We start from the raw sequence: 18735 nt of genomic DNA, 5'->3' as shown, positions 1-18735 counted from the left end.
TTATATTTTAAAGCATATTTTCTTATTTTTGTATGAATTATTTCAATTTCAAATATAAAAAAGAATCTATTTTGATTTATAACAGGCTTAGATTGTTTAGATAACTAGAATGATGAAAAGTCTGAGAACTAAACTAAATTGTAATATTATGGCATATAAAATAGCGGTTTTTGACGCAAAACCTTACGATCAGGACACTTTCGAAAAAGTAAACCAGCAGTTTGGCTATGAACTTGTATATCATAAAGAACATCTGGACAAACACAATGTTATATTGGCAGGAGGTGCAGACGCCGTTTGTATCTTTGTAAATGCAGATGTGGATAAATATGTGATAGATAAGCTATGCGAAATGGGGGTGAAACTGATCGCCTTACGTTGTGCAGGGTTTAACAATGTCGATATCGCATATGCTGCCGGAAAGATCAAAGTAGTAAGAGTTCCCGATTATTCGCCGCATGCGATTGCCGAACATACATTAGCTTTGATGTTATGTCTAAATCGCAAGGTACACCGGGCTTTTCTGCGTACACGTGATTGGAATTTCTCACTGAACGGATTCCTTGGTTTTGATATGTATGAAAAAACTGTGGGAGTAATTGGTACAGGTAAAATCGGAAAAACTGTTATTGGGGTATTAAAAGGTCTAGGTATGAAAATTCTTGCTTATGATCTTTATCCTGATCATGAATTTGCAGCCAAGAATGATATTAAATATGCAACGTTGGATGAAATATATACGAATGCCGATGTTATAACTCTGCATTGTCCTTTGACTAAAGAAACCGAATATATGATCTGTGAGGATTCTATCGCAAAAATGAAAGATGGAGTGATGATCATTAATACCGGACGTGGAAAACTGATCCACACAAAACACCTGATTGATGGACTTATCAGCAGGAAGATCGGATATGCCGGTCTTGATGTATATGAGGAAGAAGGAGCCTATTTTTATGAAGATTGTTCGGATAGCGTATTAACGGATGATGTTCTGGCTCGCCTGCTTTCATTTAATAATGTAATTGTAACTTCACATCAGGCATTCTTTACAGAAGAAGCTATGTCGAATATCGCAAATACAACAATGAATAATGTTGCTGACTTTTTTGCCGGAAAAGAGCTTAAAAATGAAGTTGTACACCAAGCTAAATAATAAAGGGATATATAAATAAAAAGGAGATTATAAACAATAGCCGGGAACTCTAAAGGAGAAGATCTGTTAGTTGATGGTATTGAAAAAAAAATATCATTATTTATTCGGAATCCGTCATTAAATACTTTTGTTGCCGTAGGATTGTTTTAGAAAGAAAAAGTTTTCAATCTGCTTTCATAAACTTGATATGAGAAGAATAACTTTAATTTGCACGTTGTTGCTGTTTGTGAGCTTAAACTTTACACTTGTTTCAGCTGATAAATTTATTGTTGTAATAGATGCCGGACACGGAGGTAAAGACGGTGGTGCCATAAGAGGTACATATAAGGAAAAAGAAATAAATCTGAAAGTAGCTCAGGCTTTGGGTAAGCTTATAGAGAGCAATATGAATGATGTAAAAGTTATTTATACCCGCAAATCCGATGTATTTGTTGATTTGTATAAGCGTGCCGATATTGCAAATAAGGCGAAAGCGAATTTGTTTATATCTATCCATACCAATTCTACTGCTGCGAAAACAACAACGGCATCAGGAGCAGATACCTATATTCTTGGGTTGGCGCGAAGCGAGGAAAACTTAGCCGTGGCAAAGCGTGAAAACTCTGTAATTCTTCTTGAAGATAATTATAATAAACGTTACGAAGGGTTCGATCCGAACTCTCCCGAATCGAATATTATTTTCGAATTTATGACTGATAAATACATGGAGCAAAGCCTGCAATTTGCGACTCAGGTACAAAGCGGTTTTTCTAAAGTTGCAAAAAGGGTCGATAGGGGAGTCTTGCAAGCCGGATTTCTTGTGCTGAGAGAATCGGGTATGCCGAGTGTTCTGATAGAGCTGGGGTTTATAAACAATCCGGCAGAAGCTAAATATTTATCCTCATCAATCGGGCAGAGAGCTATGGCGAGTGCCATCTATTCGGGATTGGAAAAATATAAAAAAGATTTCGATAAAAAGCAAGGCCGTACTTCAGGCTCTATTGCGGAAGCTCCTAAAAAAGAAACGACCAGACCCGAAAAAGAGAAAGAACGCATAGAAGATACAAAGCCGGTAACAGTGCCTTTATCCTCTAAAACATTAAAAGATACAGTCGCAAAAAGTGAATCTCCTGCATCTAAGCCATTGTTTGTTTCTAAAAATAATAAGGTCGAAGATCTGCCTGTCGATAATAGTAAAAAATCAAAAGTAGAAACTCCGAAAGCTGAATCTGTAAAACCCAAAGCATCGAAAGCTGTAACAGAAGATAAGCCTGTGCAAAAAGATGTACAGGTGATAACCCCGAAAGGGTCAAAGACATCTACAGCTAAAGTTGCTGCCGGAGCTCTGGAGTATCGGGTGCAATTTATGACCGGAAGTACAAAACTACCGAAAAATGCTGCTGCCTTTAAAGGTTTGTCTCCGGTTGATTCATATCAGGATGGTGGTGTATATAAATATACATACGGCTCTACAACAAGTGAAGCTGAGGCCGCAACTCTGTTGAAAGAGGCTAAGAAGAAGTTCGGAGATGCTTTCATTGTTCGTTTCAGGGATAATGTTCGGGTCAAGTAAAATACTGTTTTTGAAAAAGTAAAAAGATATTCGACTATCGTTGTAACAGGAGTGAATAGTCTGATGTCAAAAAAGAATAATAAATAGGTCTGCGACCTCAATAGAAAATTTATATGAAAAAAATGTTTTCGAAAGAAGTAAAAATCGGAATAGGTTTTGTTGTAGCTCTGTTCTTGCTGTATACCGGAATTAATTTTCTGAAAGGTATCAATATCTTCAAACCGGCTAACTCCTATACTGTCGTTTTTGATGATGTGACAGGGTTGACATTGTCGTCTCCTGTTATTCTGAATGGTTATCAGGTAGGGCTTGTGTATTCCATGGAGCTAGACCAGCAAGAGGAGAATAAAGTGGCGGTTGTTTTAAACTTAGATAAAGGCGTGAAAATAACGAAAGGTAGTAAGATCAAACTTGATGTATCGTTGATGGGATCAGCTACTGTGATAATCGATAAGAATCCCGAAACTCAGGAATTGTATACTTCATCTGATCGTATTCCCGGTATCCGTCAGTTGGGTATGATGGAGTCGATGAGCCAAACTGTGCTGCCTCAGGTTGGAAATCTTATCCCTAAGATAGATTCGATTTTATCAGGAGTACAGTTGCTTGTGACTAATCCTGCATTAGCTCAATCATTGCAAAATGTAAATGTTATTACATCAGAACTTACTACAGCTTCGAGACAATTAAATCAGATGATGACTGTCATGAATAAAGATATTCCTAAATTGGCTAATAATATGACTACTGTGTCATCTGATTTGGCTCAGGTATCAGGACAGTTTAAAACAATGGACTTTCAGAAGTCTTATCAATCGATAGACTCTACTTTACAAAACATACAGGCTCTTACCAATAAACTGAACAGTAAAGATAATTCTGTAGGTCTGTTGATGAATGACAGACAATTGTATGATAGCCTTGTGTCAACTATGGGCAATGCCTCATTACTATTGAAGGATGTAAAAGAAAATCCATCCAAGTATATTAATGTAAAAGTCTTTTGATAAAAGCATCCTTATTTAGAATCTTTCTAAATAATAAAAAACTGTAACTACTTCTTAACAGCAAGGTATTTATGGTTTATACTTTGGGTATTTATAGATAAAATACCTTAAATGCTTGAACTTTAAAAGCTTAGATAGGTAGAATTATCTATTTATTTATCTTGCTGAAAATGAAAGTGTTATAATGTATTTAAAAATGCAAATTTATTCCGATTTGTTTAAACTGAATTTATTTCCAAAATTTGCATTACAATAATAGTTAAGAGGAAAACAAAAATAGAACTACCGATTTTTAGCGATGAATAATAATGTAAATATTTTATGGAATAAGTGTCTGAATGTAATAAAAGATAACGTATCTGATATTACGTTTCAAACATGGTTTTCACCTATTGTACCACATTCGTATGAAAGGAATGTGTTTACGATACAGGTGCCAAGCCAATTTTTCTATGAGTATTTAGAAGATAAATTCGTAGACCTGTTACGGATGACACTTCATCGTGAGATAGGAAAAGAGACTATTCTTAACTATAGGATTCTTGTTGAAAATACAACAAATACCCATGTTGATTACCGTGGAGATGCTAAGTCTTTGAGTGTGGAAAAAATTACACCAAAGCAAGCGAATAAGATTCCTAATCCTTTTCAGAAAGTTGTTCCTACGGACTTTGATTCTCAACTGAACCCAAAATACACTTTTGGTAATTTCTTTGAAGGTGTCAGCAATAAACTGGCTAGAACAGCTGGTGAAACAATCGCAAATAATCCGGGTAAAACAGCTTTCAGTCCGTTGTTCTTGCATGGGACATCAGGTGTCGGAAAAACTCACTTATGTCACGCTATAGGTACACGCATTCTTGATCAGTTTCCTGATAAAAAGGTGCTATACGTTTCGGCTCACTTATTTAAGGTGCAATATACTGATGCAACCCGTTTCAATACAGTAAATGATTTTATCAACTTTTATCAGGGAATAGATGTCCTTATTATAGATGATATTCAGGAGTTGGCTGGATTGGAAAAAACACAAAATACATTCTTCCATATATTTAATCACTTACATCAGAATAATAAACAGCTTATTCTTACATCAGATAAAGCTCCGGCTGAATTGCAGGGTGTTGAAGAGCGTTTATTGACAAGATTCAGATGGGGATTAACAACTCGATTGGAGAATCCCGATTTTGAATTGAGAACTAAGATTCTTAAAAATAAGATTCTGCAGGATGGTCTTTCTATACCCGAAGACGTTATCACTTTTATAGCAGATAATGTAACTGAGAATGTCCGTGATCTGGAAGGTATTATCGTTTCTTTGATGGCTTACTCGGTTATCTACAACAAAGAAGTGGATATGGCTTTGGCCAAAAGGGTAATAGGGCAGGCAATTCGTAAGATTGAGAAAAAGAAGCTTACTGTAGACAGCATCTCTGAAGTTGTGTGCAAGCACTTTAATATAAAAACAGAATTACTGCAAACAGCATCTCGTAAAAGAGAAATCGTACAGGCTCGTCAGGTTGCTATGTATTTGTCAAAATTGTATACAGAAATGTCTTTGGCACAGATCGGGGCTGTTATAGGTAAAAAAAATCATGCTACCGTATTACATGCCTGCAAAACAGTGAAAGATCAGCTTCAAGTTGATAAATCGTTCAGGGATGATTTGGACGAAATAGAAAAAATATTGAAAAAATAATCTAGGTTATTATCATAAAATAAATAAGGCATCTCTGATAGGAGATGCCTTATTTATTTTGTCTAAGTTTTTTGATAACCAGAAGCATATGTTCATCGTTTTGTTATTAGATAATGACTTATTTATCTAATAACAAAGATGATATTCATATAAGTGTCCCAGTTTGCTTTCTTTTTTATTGTATATGTCATTTTTCCCGTGTGATCTATATCCTTAATATCAAGAATATTTTTATCAAAATAGGTGATATAGAAGTACAATTGTTCCGATCCGAATACGGGTATATTGACAGGAGCGCCAAGGCTCTTATATAAAGGAGATGCAAACTGACTTTTATACTGTTGATACAGATCTATAGTGTGAGTTGTTCCTACAACAGAAGTCTCAATATTAATGGAAGGCATCAGAAAGAAGTGTCTGTTATATCGAGTGAGGCATGTCCATTTGGGTGAAGCTGTACTTCCGATATTCTGAGAGATACATTTCAGATCAGTATCATATACCAATAGCCCGGCAGCCGGAGATGTTATTGCAGTTTTTTCGTTGTTCGACATACGAGGTATAAGAAGCCCTTTATTTGAGGATGTAATATCTAATACGGAAGTCTGATTGGGAGACTCTGTATTAATTCCTATTTGTGCATACAACATCGTATTATTAATCCACATAAAGGGTAATATTATTAACCAAATATATTTTTTCATATTTATCTATTGAGATTAATCGTGATTGAATTTTGCAGATCATGTCTTATAGCCCGATTGGTTTTGATTACGCAATCTGCAATTTTTATTTTGTGGGTAGTTTTAGATAACATACTTCCATCAGCCTTTTTAGGGGTTACTTCTATTGTATATACACCTAGCGAAGAATAGGTGTGGTGTTGTGTATAGGTTGCCGTACCACTGCTTACTATTTCTGTAACTACCGGAGATCCATCACCAAAATTCCATTCAAGGGTTTTAGGTGCTTCCGATCCTAATGCAGTAATTTCGAGATTGAATGTGCTGATGTATGAAGTACATTTAAAATCCGGCATTTGTGATTTTTGGAAAAATGAGGCTGGAAAATTGGGTAATCCATACACAGAACTAGTTCCGGAGAGCAAATAATTTTCAAATATTCGTATATCATTTCCTCCTTTGTCGGGATCCATTATTACATAAAGATGGCGAGTTGATGATCGTATTCCATATATCCTCTTATCAGGACCTAATTTCCAATTGATAGCATACATTGACATCTTCGTCGAAACTTTATTGAGTCGTAAGTCATCCCATGATATTTTAGAACCGAGAGCACCTTCTCCTCCAATATAAAGATATTCTCCTGAAGGCGAGAATTCTATTCCGTAAGGACTTGCATGCCCTGTAGATACTATCGCATTAGATATAATACCTGTTATAGGATCGAAATCGGCAGAAATGATTGCTCCACTCCAATATGTAGTGTTGATAATTTTTGTATTGTCGGGAGAAAATCTTATTTCACCGGCATAAGGTCCTATAGAGGTATCAGAAAAGTTGGAAGGATATATATTCGGGCCGGTTATCCCTGAAGCTGTAATATCCCACACCAAGAAGTTTCCGAATGTTCTATTCACTAACCAATATCCGCTACCATCAGCTTTTGCCGCAGAGGCAATATTTTCACAAGTATAGCCTGGCCGTATATTCGTATTTTTAGAGATTACTTTACCTAGCCCATCATTAAGGCTTAGGTCTACTATCGAATAACAGATTCCGTACGGATATCCGGTCACAGCATTTACTGTAAAAATGTAATATCGATCTGAATTTCCGGGCATAGGTACTACAATCCCTGATTGTGTGGCTGACGGATCTCCAAACAAACCTGTACCCGAATCCATCGTTACATTGTTTTTATTATAAACAGTCATCCCATCCGAAGACATTAACAAATTACCTTCTACATCAGATAATGTAAAACAGCCCTCATTTGTGGAGATCGGACCTCTTAGTGTAGTGGGCATTTTGGCAGTTTGTAATCCTTCTTTTGATACCACATTATTGGTAGATCCGAAATTTAATCCTGCATATGATCCAAAATACCACCAATTCATTTCTTTTTGGGCTTGTATGTTCATTATAAATAATAGAGACATAAAGTTCCATATTAATATTCTCTTCATGATTTTTTAATTTATTTGATAACAAACACAACAGTGATAAAAGAACTATACTCGGCTTCAGCCAAAACATCGTACAATACCTTTCCGTTTGCATCAATGCTATTAATATTTAGAATATTATTATCGTAATAAGTGATGTAATAGTATAGACTGTCAGCAGTCGGATAATATGGAATGGTTGAAGGGGCACCTGTACTCTTTGCGAATTGGCTAGGAGTTGCTCCCGAAAACTGTTTTTTATATTCTTCATACAGATCGAGGGTTTGCCCGGAAGCTACAGAAGAAGCGTCAATAGCAATGGATGGCATATAAAAAGAGATATTCTGCGCATCTACTGACGACAGGCAAACCCAAGCAGGAGAGGTCGTTGTTCCTGCATTCTGTGAAATACATTTTAGAGTTGTGTCATATACTATCAACCCTTCAGCAGGAGTTGAGATCGCTGTTTTTTGAGCAGTAGTCATTCGGGGAATCAGCATCCCTTTGTCTGTACTTACTACATCTAAAGCTGCACTGGCATCAGGTGTTTGAGTGTTGATGCCTATCTGTGCTGATAATGTTGCTACAACTGTAAAATTGAGCATAAGTGCGAAAATTTTTTTCATTGTTGTTTGATTGATGTGGTCGTAGACCTTGTTGTTACTTATATTGATCGAGTTTTTTAGCGATGAAAAAAGCAGTAAAATGCACTCTCTGCATCTTACTGCACATGTCAACCTGCTGTCGGACAATCGTATGCTTAAAGCAGATTCAGAACGACAATAAAAAAAAAACAAGACTGCTTTAAATAAGCTGTCGAGCCGGTTTAAGTATAATTTGGTATATATTATTTGAGGTATGTACGCAAAAAATCGGATTGCATCATTTTGACACAATGGAAATTTTGTTTTGTTAAAAAAATTATTAGTTACGCTAGATGCGTCTCTCTCTCTCTCTCTCTCTCTCTCTCTCTCTCTCTCTCTCTCTCTAATATTTCACACGACACAGCCAAGCCTAAATTGTTAAAATTTAAGTTGTTTTGGGTGTTTGTATATGTGAAAAAATAGAACATGGATATATATCAATAGATTGATTTCAATGGCAAATATATATAAAATTTAATAAAGTGGCTTAGTTGAGCTTATCATAAAAGCTAAAAATAAGGATGATATGAGTGATTTTTGGAAAAATGAAAGCTAAAATAAACAAGTTTTATTGTTGTGTGTTTAACCAATATGAATATACACATTAAATGCTTTCTGTTACTTATTTTATAAGGTTTATATAAATAATTGGGGCAACAAGTTCTGATAAGAAAAAAAGATTACTAATTTTAATCAATTATTAAAACATAAAGATACATGAAAAGAACTAATATTGTTTTGCTTTTGGCTGTTTTCATTTCAGTCTTATTTTCCAGTTGTTCATACAACTCAATGGTTGACAAACAGGAGGCTTCTTCTGCTCAATGGGGACAAGTCCAGAACGCTTACCAGCGTCGTGCCGATTTGATTCCAAATCTTGTTTCTACAGTGAAAGGGTATGCCTCGCACGAGGAAAATACATTGAAAGAAGTGGTGGAAGCCCGTGCTAAAGCTACACAGGTAACCGTTAATGCCGATGATCTGACCGAAGAAAATATACAAAAATATCAACAGGCTCAAGGACAACTGAGTGCTGCCTTAGGTAAACTGCTTATGGTTCAGGAGCAATATCCGGATCTGAAAGCGAATCAAAACTTTCTGGCTTTGCAGGATGAGTTGGCCGGGACAGAAAATCGCATATCAGTAGAGAGAAATAAATATAATGAGATCGTAAAAGATTACAATCAGTATATCAGACAGTTTCCTCAGACTATATGGGCGGGATGGTTCGGATTTACCAAGAAAGGATATTTCGAAGCTGAAGCAGGTAGCCAGACAGCTCCTAAAGTTGAGTTCTAAGGTCATAGATCTATTTGTTACTTAAAAGATAGGTTCGACACGCAGAAATATGTCGAACCTATTGCATATCATTGAATTTATTGATTATGAAGATTATTCGTTCAATAATGCTCCTGTTTGTATTCCTGTTTCCGGCTGTTGTTTTCGGACAGGATATTCCCGAACCGATGTCTCCGCCTCGTTTAGTAAATGATTTTGCCGGAATATTCAGTAATGAGGAGAAAGCCAAACTCGAAAAAATGCTGCTTGATTACAACGACTCAACTTCAACCCAGATATATGTGGTTTCGGTTAAAGATTTGGGTGGATATGCTGCATCTGATTATGCTTTCCGCTTGGGTGAAAAATGGGGTATAGGTCAGAAAAGCAAAAATAACGGAGCGGTGATACTGATAAAGCCTAAGATCGGTAATAGCCGTGGTGATGTTTTTATCGCTACAGGTTATGGCCTCGAAGAAAAGCTCAACGATGCTCGTGTTGGTCGTATTATAGATAATTATATGATACCTTCATTTCGTCAGAACGATTATTATACAGGGACAAAAGATGCGGTACAGGCAATGATTAATTATTTGTCCGGACAATTTCAGGCTGATCCGGAAGAAGACGAAGGACCGGGTACAACCGAAACGGTCATCAGTGTGATATTAATTCTGCTGTTTATTTATTTCATGAGTAAAATCAATCGCAATAATCGTGGAAATCGTTCCTCCGGAGGTGGATTCTTTCCCCCGATTATCGGTGGATTTGGCGGTGGAAGTTTTGGTGGCGGGTCACGAGGAGGCTTCGGCGGCGGCGGTGGCGGAAGCTTTGGCGGCGGCGGAGCAGGACGTAGCTGGTAATAGATTTTTTCGATATAATGATAGACCTTTTGAAAGAAAACGAATGTGTCTTTTATTTGAAATCGTATATCTTTGTAAATGTCATAAGTCAAAATATTATTAAATTACAAAATTCGTCATTATGTTAAGTAAGAAAGTAGAAGAAGCATTAAATAAGCAAATTAATGCAGAGTTTTGGTCTGGTTATTTATACCTTTCTATGTCGGCTCATTTTGCTAAAGAAGGTAAATCAGGCTTTGCTAATTGGTTCAAAGTGCAGGCTTTGGAAGAAAATGATCATGCTATGAGATTTTTCGATTATATAGTGTCCAGAGGTGGTGAAGTAACTATCCTGCCTATTAAAGAAGTGCCTCATTCATGGGCTTCGCCGATCGATGCATTTAAAGCTGCGTTGGCTCACGAAAAACATGTGACAGCACTGATCGATAATCTGATGACATTAGCTAATGAAGAAAAAGATTATGCTACCGGATCTATGTTGAAGTGGTTTATCGACGAACAAGTTGAAGAAGAAGAAACTGCACAGGAATATATCGACAGCCTTGAAATGATCAAAGATAACGGCTTCGGTATATATACTCTTGATAAAGAACTGAAATCGAGAAAATATTCTCCACTTTCTTTCTAAAGTATGAGACCTGTTTATTTATCAGTAAACGAGTTTATAAATAGATAATAGTAAAAAGGATGGATTGATTAATCTGTCCTTTTTAAATAATAGGAAGTATTAAAGTCGTATTTTAAATGAATAACAGGCTGTTGCTGTTATGTTTGGATGGACAATAAAAAGGACTGAGACCTTATTTCTGATAAAAGAGTTAAGTATATGATGGATATTATAAATGAATATTTTGTGCAGATTGTAGCTACTATTTCAGTATTGGTCGCTACTCCTGTGATAAGGCATTTAACGAAAACCGTATTGAGAAAATACGCTTTCATGAAAGGGAAAACCGAAAACCGAACAGGTCAGGTTGTCCGTATTTTTGCAGTGACTGTCAATTGTCTTGCTTTTATCATATTGATTATTATCTGGGGAGTTGATCCGCATAACTTATTGGTTGCTTTATCTTCAATATTCGCGGTAATAGGCGTGGCTTTGTTTGCACAGTGGTCGATGCTGAGCAATATTACCGCCGGAATTATTATCTTTTTTACAACCCCGTTCAAGATTGGAGATTATATCCGTATTGTAGATAAAGATATTCCGTTTGATGCTAAAGTCGAAGACATTCTTGCTTTTCATACTCATTTAAGGACTAAAGAAGGAGAGATCGTTTCGTATCCTAATTCTTTATTTTTTCAAAAAGGAGTGATGATTCTTCAGGTTAATCCATGGGAGGAAGAAAGCGATGAATAAACCATCATGTGAAAAAATATTTTTATATTTGTTCTCTTGTAAGAAATGAATAAAAATAGGTTTTATACCATAATACAATAAGTTATATGTCTGTAAATAAAGTAATACTAGTCGGTAATGTAGGAAAAGATCCGGATATCAGATATTTTGATAATGGAAGTGCAGTAGTGAATTTCCCTCTTGCCACAACCGAACGGGGATACACCGCAGCAAACGGAACACAAGTGCCCGACCGTACCGAGTGGCATAACATTGTATGTTGGAGAGGTCTTGCTAAAGTAGCGGAGCAATTTGTAAAGAAAGGCACTCAATTATATATCGAAGGACGTATCAGAACCCGTTCGTATGACGATCAGAATGGGGTGAAACGTTATGTTGTAGAGATATATGCCGACAATATGGAATTGTTGGGAAAACGTGGCGAAGGTATGTCAGATGCTTCCGGTTCGTCTTTTGGACAGCAAGCTCCAATGGGACAGAGTCAGTCGTCTTCACAATCAATGAGTACACCGCAACAAACATCAGCAGATGAAGTGGATGATTTACCATTCTGATTTTGATGTAAAAATGCAGGTAAGTTGTTAAATAATAAAAAATATTTAATGATACTCCGGAAATATAACGATCTGTTGCTGTTATGTTTATAAAATCAATGAAAAGGTCTGTAACCTTATCTGCATTTTTTTTATTCTTATTATTTGTATTTACAGGGTGCAATAATAGAGCACCTGTACCCAAGTTCGTAGAGTATGGGCGTATTGAGATACCGATTTATAACTACAGTGAATACCAGTTTGATCGGTTTTTACTATTTCATTCCAATTTAGCAAAAATACAGATATCAAGTAGCGGAAGAAGCGATTCCGAGTTATGGTTCGATATATCATACCCCTCTTATAATGCTGTAATCCATTGTACTTATCTACCATTAAAAAAAGATGGTCTGGCGAAAGCACTGGAAGATAATCATCACTTGGTATACAGTCATGTTTCGATGGCTGACGGCATTGATCAGCAGCAATATGTAAGTGAAGATAATAATGTCTCAGGCATTCTTTATCAGATCCATGGAGATGTGGCTACACCTATTCAGTTTTATGTAACAGACAGTATTGCAAATTTTCTTCGTGGCTCGCTGTATTATGAATCCGGAACTAAGCGGATAAATATAGACTCGGTTGCTCCGGTCACTGAAATGGTAAGGAAAGATGTTGAGCATTTAATGGAAACCTTATCATGGTCTCATTTCATAAAATAAGCCGTACTTCAGAGACTGGCTCATCCGTACGGCTACAATCAAAAGTAGTAATAAAGAGGTTAGTCTTTCGTTGCTTGTGCTATATAATTGTTGTTTTTATTGTCTAATAAAAATTTATCGCCCTCGGCTACATTTACTATCGCATAGCGTCCGATATTACAAATTTGCATTTCGTCCAGAGTTCTGACTAATGAGCTGTAATTTGATTTGTCGGTCGGCTTTACAATTACAGTCAGGTTTTCTTTTGATTTCTTTATTTCAGATACTTTAGCTTTGAATTCTTCATCTGTTATTTGTTTATTACGTTTCTTTTCCTTTAATTCATTGGCCTGAGCTGTAATATGAGTATTCCTTTCGAGTAAGATATTCCGTAGCCCGGATTCTACTGTTGTTTCTTTCAAAGTCGCATTGTTGTTATAGTCCGGTATTCCCCAATAGTAAAATACTTTGCCGTTTTCGCTTAACAGCAAGGTTAGGGTTTTGGATTCCGGAGTTTCAGTCGGATTTTTAGGATCGCTTTCTTTTGTCGGCATTATTACATCCATTACTTTAGGGGTAGCCAAAGTTGTACAGAACATAAAGAAAGTAATCAGCAGCATATTCATATCTACCATGGGTGTGAAATCTACTTTTAGATTTAACTTGGTTGGTTGACCTTTTCTTTTGCCGCCATTGTTGGTGTTGGTATCGATTGCTGCCATGACTATAAGATTTAAATGGTTTATACTTTTTTATCCTTTTACCTAATAGAGTCATCTGTGTTTATTATTCCATAAGCGAAAATGAAAAAAATGAAAATTATTTTTATTTCATGAGCCTGTTCTTTTCCATAGGGTTCTATATCAGATTGTAACCTATATTTAGCAATATAATATATTCGAAGACGAATTTTATTGCACACTTTTTATGTAATAGTGCAGTTTTTGATTTTATCATATTTTTTTATATCAAATTGATAATTTTAATATCTTAAATTGTTCTCTTATTTGAAAGGAAACTTTTAAATTTGTAGTATGCTTAGCAAAAGAGAGTATCCTATGGTATAATCTTTAGAAAGTAAGTTAATTAAAAAGGTCTGTGACCTCTAAAAAATGCAATAGAATTCATCTTAATTTTAAGACCGTTTCTTATTATCGAAACTGATTGGTTCGGTCTTTAAAACTTTATTATAAATACGCTATGGGAAGAGAAATCAAATTCAGTCTCGTTTATCGTGATATGTGGCAATCATCAGGTAAATACCAACCTCGTGTAGACCAACTGACACGCATTGCTCCGGTAATCATCGATATGGGATGTTTTGCACGTGTTGAAACTAACGGAGGGGCTTTCGAACAGGTAAATCTGATGTACGGAGAAAATCCGAACAAGGCTGTTCGTGAGTGGACTGCTCCTTTTAATGAGGTAGGAATTCAGACACACATGTTGGAACGTGGTCTTAACGGTTTGCGTATGAATCCTGTTCCGAAGGATGTGCGCCGCTTGATGTTTAAAGTAAAATGTGCTCAAGGGACCAATATTTCACGTTCGTTTGACGGATTGAACGATGCTCGTAATCTGGAGCTTTCGGTAAAATATGCGAAAGAAGCAGGTATGATTTCTCAGACAGCCCTTTGTATTACACACTCACCTATTCATACAGTAGATTATTATCTGGCATATGCCGATAAACTGGTGGATTTCGGTGCAGATGAATTCTGCTTGAAAGATATGGCCGGAGTTGGTCGTCCTGCATTTTTAGGAAAACTAACCAAGGCGTTGAAAGACCGTCACCCTAATATTCCTATTGAATATCACGGACATACAGGACCCGGTTTCTCTGTGGCTTCTATGTTGGAAGTTGCGCGTGCCGGAGCTGATTATTTGGATGCAGCTATCGAGCCTATTTCATGGGGGATGGTTCATCCTGATATCATTACATTACAGGCTATGTTGAAAGACGCCGGCTTTACTGTACCCGATATCAACATGAAGGCCTATATGGAAGCCCGTGCATTGACTCAGGAATTTGTAGATGATTTCTTAGGATACTTTATGGATCCGTCTAACAAACTGATGAACTCATTGCTTATCGGTTGCGGACTTCCCGGAGGTATGATGGGATCTATGATGGCTGACCTGAAAGGAATGCACTCGGCTATCAATATGGCTCTTCGCAACAATGGTAAAGCAGAAGTGACATTGAATGATTTGGTTGTACAACTATTTGACGAAGTTGCTTATATCTGGCCTAAACTCGGATATCCTCCCTTGGTTACTCCATTCAGCCAGTATACTAAAAATATCGCATTGATGAATATCTTCTCAATGGCACAAGGTCAGCCTCGTTTCTCTAATATAGACAAAGACAGCTGGAATATGATTTTGGGAAGAGCTGGAGAACTTCCCGGTAAATTGGATGATGAAATCATTGAATTGGCAAAATCTAAGAATCTTGAATTCTATACAGGTAATCCTCAGGAAGAATATCCCGATGCGCTTGATACATTCCGCAAGGAAATGGACGATAACGGCTGGGAATACGGACAAGATGATGAGGAATTATTCGAATTAGCTATGCACGACCGTCAGTACCGCGATTATAAATCGGGCTTGGCTAAGGAACGTTTCAATGCTGATTTGGAAAAAGCCAAAGAAAAAGCCAATGCTCCTATTATTTCGGTACGTCCTGTAGTGGAAGTTCCTAACTTCGATGTAGAGAAAGTTACTGAAAAATATCCGGATGCACAGCCTGTACAAACTCCTGTATCTGGACAGGTTATCTGGCAAATAGATTTAGCTGATGCTTCTACTGCTCCTGTTGTTGGTACTCAGGTTAAAGAAGGCGATGTAATCTGTTTTATTCAGGCTTATTACGGAATTGAAGAAGTGAAAGCTCTTAAATCGGGTAAGATCGTTCAGATCGAAACTAAACAAGGTGCTAAAGTTCAGAAGAACCAAATTCTGGCATTTATCGACTAATTATAGTTTTCTTTACATATCAAAAAGTGTTACTCATTTAAGAGCAACACTTTTTTTTATTTAAGGTTTAATATAGAAGTTATTAATTAGTAGATAACTTCCCAGCGTGCAAGCCCTCCATTGGAATCCATAACTTTAAAAGATACCTGAACAGGGCAATCGGTCATATTGAGAGGGATCTCAATCGTGCCATTAGAGAAGATTGAAGTTTTACCTGTTCTAATTTATTTAAGGCGTCATTCTATAATTTTATCTATATGAAAAGAGTTTTTTGAATGGCTGGAATTTAATGAGAAAATGTGCTAATATGGGAATAAGGTAACAATCGGAAAATGCAAATTTCGAGTAACCTTTGTAACCTTTTTCGAAGAATAACCCCAACTCACTGAAGAGGCTTTTCATGCGACAGCTAAATTCCCTTTAGGGGAAAGAGGGGTAAGATGTAACAATAGAAAAATAAATTCTTGCTGTGACTTTTGTTACCTTTTTCAAGGGAATTAAAATGAATGATGACATTTGTTGACTGATAACTGTTGACTGATAACTGATTTTTTGTTAGCTTTTAGAAAGAGGAGACCGTAAATATTAAAAAATAAAAAAATAAATGTCAGTTATCCGAAAAAAAATTCATTAATTTGTGTAACCGAGTTATGATGAGTTTTTAATATTGTGTGTAACATTGATATGCATTAAGTAACAAAAGTATTTAATGACACATCTAAAAAGAATAACTATCTGTTGCACCTATGCTTACAAAGTAAATAAAGAGGTCTGAGACCTTAAAAAACTTACAAGGCTATAGAGTAAGCCTTTGACTCTAACAATTTAATAAGTGGAATATCGAACCTAACTTATCCTATTATGAACGAGAATCTTGATCCTGCTTTGCAATCTGAAAATGAAGCAATTATTGCTAATACAGAGCAAGCTGAAACTACTGTTGAACCTCAATTGCCCGACTATCAGTCATTGACAAAAGAGGAGATAATTTCAAAATTACAGGAACTATCAAAACACGAACATGTACCCTCCAGAGCCGAAGTAGAAGCCCTGAAGCATGCGTTTTATAAACTTAAATCTACCGAAAACGAGAATCTCAAGAATCTGTTCATTGCCGATGGAGGTGAGGAAGATGCTTTTGCAGCTCCACTAGATCCAATTGAAGAAGAATTTAAGGGTCTTCTTAATCTGATAAAAGAAAAAAGAGCAATAGCTCTGGCTGAGGACGAAAAGGAAAAAGAAACCAATCTCGAAAAGAAGTATCAGATTATTGATGCTTTAAAAAATCTGACAGAAAGTACAGATGATTTCAATAAGCTATACAAAGAGTTCAAGGACTTGCAAGCCAAATGGACTGAAATAAAACAAGTTCCGGCCGCAAAAGTAAACGAACTTTGGAAATCATATCAAACATATTCTGAGAAATTCTATGACTTGATTAAGATAAATAACGAGTTCAGGGATTATGACTTCAAAAAGAATCTTGATCTCAAAACTTCAATCTGCGAAGCTGCTGAAAAATTGCAGAACGAATCAGATGTAGTCTCGGCGTTTCATCAATTACAGAATTTTCATCAGCAATGGAGAGAAATAGGCCCTGTAGCCAAAGAATTGCGTGACCAGATATGGGAACGTTTTAAAGCTGCTTCTACAGAGATAAACAAAAGACACCAATCTCATTTTGAATTGCTAAAAGGACAGGAAGAAAATAACCTGGCTGAAAAAACGGCTATCTGCGAAACACTGAAAGCGATTGATTACTCAGGATTGAATTCATTCAAAGCATGGGACGACAAAAGCAAAGAAATTATTGAATTACAGGCTAAATGGAAAACTATAGGTTTCGTCCCTCGTAAATTTAATAATCAGATATTTGAAGAATACAGAGGTCTATGTGATACATTTTTTGAGAAAAAAGCCGAGTTTTTCAAACATCAGAAAGATGAGATGGAAGCCAACCTTGAGAAGAAAAGAGAGCTTTGCGAGCGTGCTGAATCACTGAAAGACAGTACTGATTGGAAGAAAACAGCAGATGAACTGATCACAATTCAAAAAACATGGAAGACAATAGGTCCTGTTCCACGTAAATATTCTGACGCTATCTGGAAGCAATTTGTTTCGGCTTGCGATTATTTTTTCGATCAAAAGAATAAAAATTCCTCTTCTCAAAAAGAGGAAGAGCTTGCAAATCTGGATGCTAAAAAAGCTATAATAGAGAAAATAAATAATCTGGAACAAGCTGGTTCTTCAGACGAAATGACTACTTTGCGTGAATATATGAATGAATGGCATGAAGTAGGATTTGTTCCATTCAAAGAAAAAGACAAAATCTACAAAGAATATCAGGCTGCTCTTGATGTCCAGTTCGATCGATTAAAAATGGATAAGTCTGAAAGACGTTTCCAGTCATTCAAATCTAATCTGGACGATATCTCTAAATCCGAAAAGCCTAAAGGACGTCTTTATAAAGAACGCGAAAAACTGATGTATCAGTTTAACAAGGTAAAGTCCGATTTGCAGACATACGAAAATAATATGGGATTTTTATCTATATCAAAAGGAGCCGGAGGTTTACTCAAAGATATGGAACACAAAATTCAGGATTTGAAAAATGAACTGGATCTGATTGTTCAGAAAATAGAAACAATTGATAACAGTTTAAACAACATTGATTAAATCTGAATATCAAGTAAATATCAGAGGTGAATCTTAAGATTTGCCTCTTTTTTTTTAGACTTAAACAAAAATGGCTGTATTCCCGAACTTATCTATACCTTTGTTGTTATTATTTAAAATTAATCTAAATAACATAGTTCTTTTTTTAAG

Annotated in this window: 16 protein-coding genes; 12 read left to right on the top strand and 4 right to left on the bottom strand. The window is 36.2% G+C overall.

Annotated elements, in window-relative coordinates; genetic code table 11:
* The first annotated feature begins 148 nt into the window (after positions 1-148).
* The 4 genes from K322_RS0107155 to dnaA all read left to right on the top strand — a co-directional run bounded on the left by K322_RS0107155 (position 149) and on the right by dnaA (position 5414).
* On the top strand, positions 149-1156 hold the full coding sequence (locus K322_RS0107155; RefSeq protein ID WP_026626270.1) for a 2-hydroxyacid dehydrogenase: 1008 nt from the start codon (positions 149-151) through the stop codon (positions 1154-1156).
* Positions 1157-1343: 187 nt separating this feature from the next.
* Positions 1344-2708 carry an N-acetylmuramoyl-L-alanine amidase gene (locus tag K322_RS0107150; protein WP_026626269.1) on the top strand — a complete coding sequence of 455 codons (1365 nt, stop codon included), beginning with the start codon at positions 1344-1346 and terminating at the stop codon, positions 2706-2708.
* Between the two features lie 113 nt (positions 2709-2821).
* Positions 2822-3715: an MlaD family protein gene (locus K322_RS0107145; RefSeq protein ID WP_026626268.1), complete on the top strand. Its 894-nt coding sequence runs from the start codon at positions 2822-2824 to the stop codon at positions 3713-3715.
* A 298-nt stretch (positions 3716-4013) separates the two neighbouring features.
* Positions 4014-5414, top strand: coding sequence for a chromosomal replication initiator protein DnaA (gene dnaA / locus K322_RS0107140; RefSeq protein ID WP_026626267.1), 1401 nt, complete (start codon positions 4014-4016; stop codon positions 5412-5414).
* A gap of 122 nt (positions 5415-5536) precedes the next feature.
* Here dnaA and K322_RS0107135 read toward each other — a convergent pair whose 3' ends face one another.
* From K322_RS0107135 to K322_RS0107125, 3 genes are read right to left on the bottom strand one after another with little or no spacing between them, the layout of a single operon-like run.
* Entirely contained in the window at positions 5537-6118 is a 582-nt protein-coding gene (locus K322_RS0107135) for a hypothetical protein (protein ID WP_157279394.1), read from the bottom strand.
* Positions 6119-6120: 2 nt separating this feature from the next.
* The gene (locus tag K322_RS0107130) at positions 6121-7566 is read right to left on the bottom strand and encodes a PKD domain-containing protein (RefSeq protein WP_035331605.1); all 1446 of its coding nucleotides are present in this window, start codon (positions 7564-7566) and stop codon (positions 6121-6123) included.
* 11 nt (positions 7567-7577) lie between these two features.
* On the bottom strand, positions 7578-8171 hold the full coding sequence (locus K322_RS0107125; protein ID WP_026626264.1) for a hypothetical protein: 594 nt from the start codon (positions 8169-8171) through the stop codon (positions 7578-7580).
* Between the two features lie 735 nt (positions 8172-8906).
* Between K322_RS0107125 and K322_RS0107120 the strand changes: the two genes are divergently transcribed.
* From K322_RS0107120 to gldD, 6 genes are all read left to right on the top strand, one after another.
* Positions 8907-9488, top strand: coding sequence for a LemA family protein (locus K322_RS0107120; protein WP_026626263.1), 582 nt, complete (start codon positions 8907-8909; stop codon positions 9486-9488).
* Between the two features lie 86 nt (positions 9489-9574).
* On the top strand, positions 9575-10330 hold the full coding sequence (locus K322_RS0107115; RefSeq protein ID WP_026626262.1) for a TPM domain-containing protein: 756 nt from the start codon (positions 9575-9577) through the stop codon (positions 10328-10330).
* A 121-nt stretch (positions 10331-10451) separates the two neighbouring features.
* The gene (locus K322_RS0107110; RefSeq protein ID WP_026626261.1) at positions 10452-10958 is read left to right on the top strand and encodes a ferritin; all 507 of its coding nucleotides are present in this window, start codon (positions 10452-10454) and stop codon (positions 10956-10958) included.
* 198 nt (positions 10959-11156) lie between these two features.
* A complete protein-coding gene (locus tag K322_RS0107105; RefSeq protein ID WP_035331598.1) occupies positions 11157-11690 on the top strand; it encodes a mechanosensitive ion channel domain-containing protein in 534 nt (177 codons plus the stop codon).
* 86 nt (positions 11691-11776) lie between these two features.
* Positions 11777-12244, top strand: a complete 468-nt coding sequence (locus K322_RS0107100; RefSeq protein ID WP_026626259.1) for a single-stranded DNA-binding protein — start codon at positions 11777-11779, stop codon at positions 12242-12244.
* A gap of 98 nt (positions 12245-12342) precedes the next feature.
* Positions 12343-12948 carry a gliding motility lipoprotein GldD gene (gldD, locus tag K322_RS18850; RefSeq protein ID WP_035331649.1) on the top strand — a complete coding sequence of 202 codons (606 nt, stop codon included), beginning with the start codon at positions 12343-12345 and terminating at the stop codon, positions 12946-12948.
* A 59-nt stretch (positions 12949-13007) separates the two neighbouring features.
* Here gldD and K322_RS18845 read toward each other — a convergent pair whose 3' ends face one another.
* Positions 13008-13649 carry an ExbD/TolR family protein gene (locus K322_RS18845; protein WP_035331593.1) on the bottom strand — a complete coding sequence of 214 codons (642 nt, stop codon included), beginning with the start codon at positions 13647-13649 and terminating at the stop codon, positions 13008-13010.
* Positions 13650-14127: 478 nt separating this feature from the next.
* Between K322_RS18845 and K322_RS0107085 the strand changes: the two genes are divergently transcribed.
* Positions 14128-15909, top strand: a complete 1782-nt coding sequence (locus tag K322_RS0107085) for a biotin/lipoyl-containing protein (protein WP_026626258.1) — start codon at positions 14128-14130, stop codon at positions 15907-15909.
* A gap of 861 nt (positions 15910-16770) precedes the next feature.
* The gene (locus tag K322_RS0107080; RefSeq protein ID WP_026626257.1) at positions 16771-18585 is read left to right on the top strand and encodes a DUF349 domain-containing protein; all 1815 of its coding nucleotides are present in this window, start codon (positions 16771-16773) and stop codon (positions 18583-18585) included.
* Positions 18586-18735 lie beyond the last annotated feature (150 nt).

Origin of the sequence: Indolivaga capnocytophagoides DSM 22835 (genome assembly GCF_000426485.1) — a bacterium.
Lineage (GTDB): Bacteria > Bacteroidota > Bacteroidia > Bacteroidales > Dysgonomonadaceae > Dysgonomonas_A > Dysgonomonas_A capnocytophagoides.
Note: the sequence above shows the minus strand (reverse complement) of the source record. Positions and strands in the feature narration are given on the sequence as shown.

Excerpts from the sequence above, each read along its gene's own strand:
- K322_RS0107155 (WP_026626270.1), top strand. The coding sequence starts at position 149 with ATGGCATATAAAATAGCGGTTTTTGACGCAAAACCTTACGATCAGGAC.
- K322_RS0107150 (WP_026626269.1), top strand. The coding sequence starts at position 1,344 with ATGAGAAGAATAACTTTAATTTGCACGTTGTTGCTGTTTGTGAGCTTA.
- K322_RS0107145 (WP_026626268.1), top strand. The coding sequence starts at position 2,822 with ATGAAAAAAATGTTTTCGAAAGAAGTAAAAATCGGAATAGGTTTTGTT.
- dnaA (WP_026626267.1), top strand. The coding sequence starts at position 4,014 with ATGAATAATAATGTAAATATTTTATGGAATAAGTGTCTGAATGTAATA.
- K322_RS0107135 (WP_157279394.1), bottom strand. The coding sequence starts at position 6,118 with ATGAAAAAATATATTTGGTTAATAATATTACCCTTTATGTGGATTAAT.
- K322_RS0107130 (WP_035331605.1), bottom strand. The coding sequence starts at position 7,566 with ATGAAGAGAATATTAATATGGAACTTTATGTCTCTATTATTTATAATG.
- K322_RS0107125 (WP_026626264.1), bottom strand. The coding sequence starts at position 8,171 with ATGAAAAAAATTTTCGCACTTATGCTCAATTTTACAGTTGTAGCAACA.
- K322_RS0107120 (WP_026626263.1), top strand. The coding sequence starts at position 8,907 with ATGAAAAGAACTAATATTGTTTTGCTTTTGGCTGTTTTCATTTCAGTC.
- K322_RS0107115 (WP_026626262.1), top strand. The coding sequence starts at position 9,575 with ATGAAGATTATTCGTTCAATAATGCTCCTGTTTGTATTCCTGTTTCCG.
- K322_RS0107110 (WP_026626261.1), top strand. The coding sequence starts at position 10,452 with ATGTTAAGTAAGAAAGTAGAAGAAGCATTAAATAAGCAAATTAATGCA.
- K322_RS0107105 (WP_035331598.1), top strand. The coding sequence starts at position 11,157 with ATGATGGATATTATAAATGAATATTTTGTGCAGATTGTAGCTACTATT.
- K322_RS0107100 (WP_026626259.1), top strand. The coding sequence starts at position 11,777 with ATGTCTGTAAATAAAGTAATACTAGTCGGTAATGTAGGAAAAGATCCG.
- gldD (WP_035331649.1), top strand. The coding sequence starts at position 12,343 with ATGAAAAGGTCTGTAACCTTATCTGCATTTTTTTTATTCTTATTATTT.
- K322_RS18845 (WP_035331593.1), bottom strand. The coding sequence starts at position 13,649 with ATGGCAGCAATCGATACCAACACCAACAATGGCGGCAAAAGAAAAGGT.
- K322_RS0107085 (WP_026626258.1), top strand. The coding sequence starts at position 14,128 with ATGGGAAGAGAAATCAAATTCAGTCTCGTTTATCGTGATATGTGGCAA.
- K322_RS0107080 (WP_026626257.1), top strand. The coding sequence starts at position 16,771 with ATGAACGAGAATCTTGATCCTGCTTTGCAATCTGAAAATGAAGCAATT.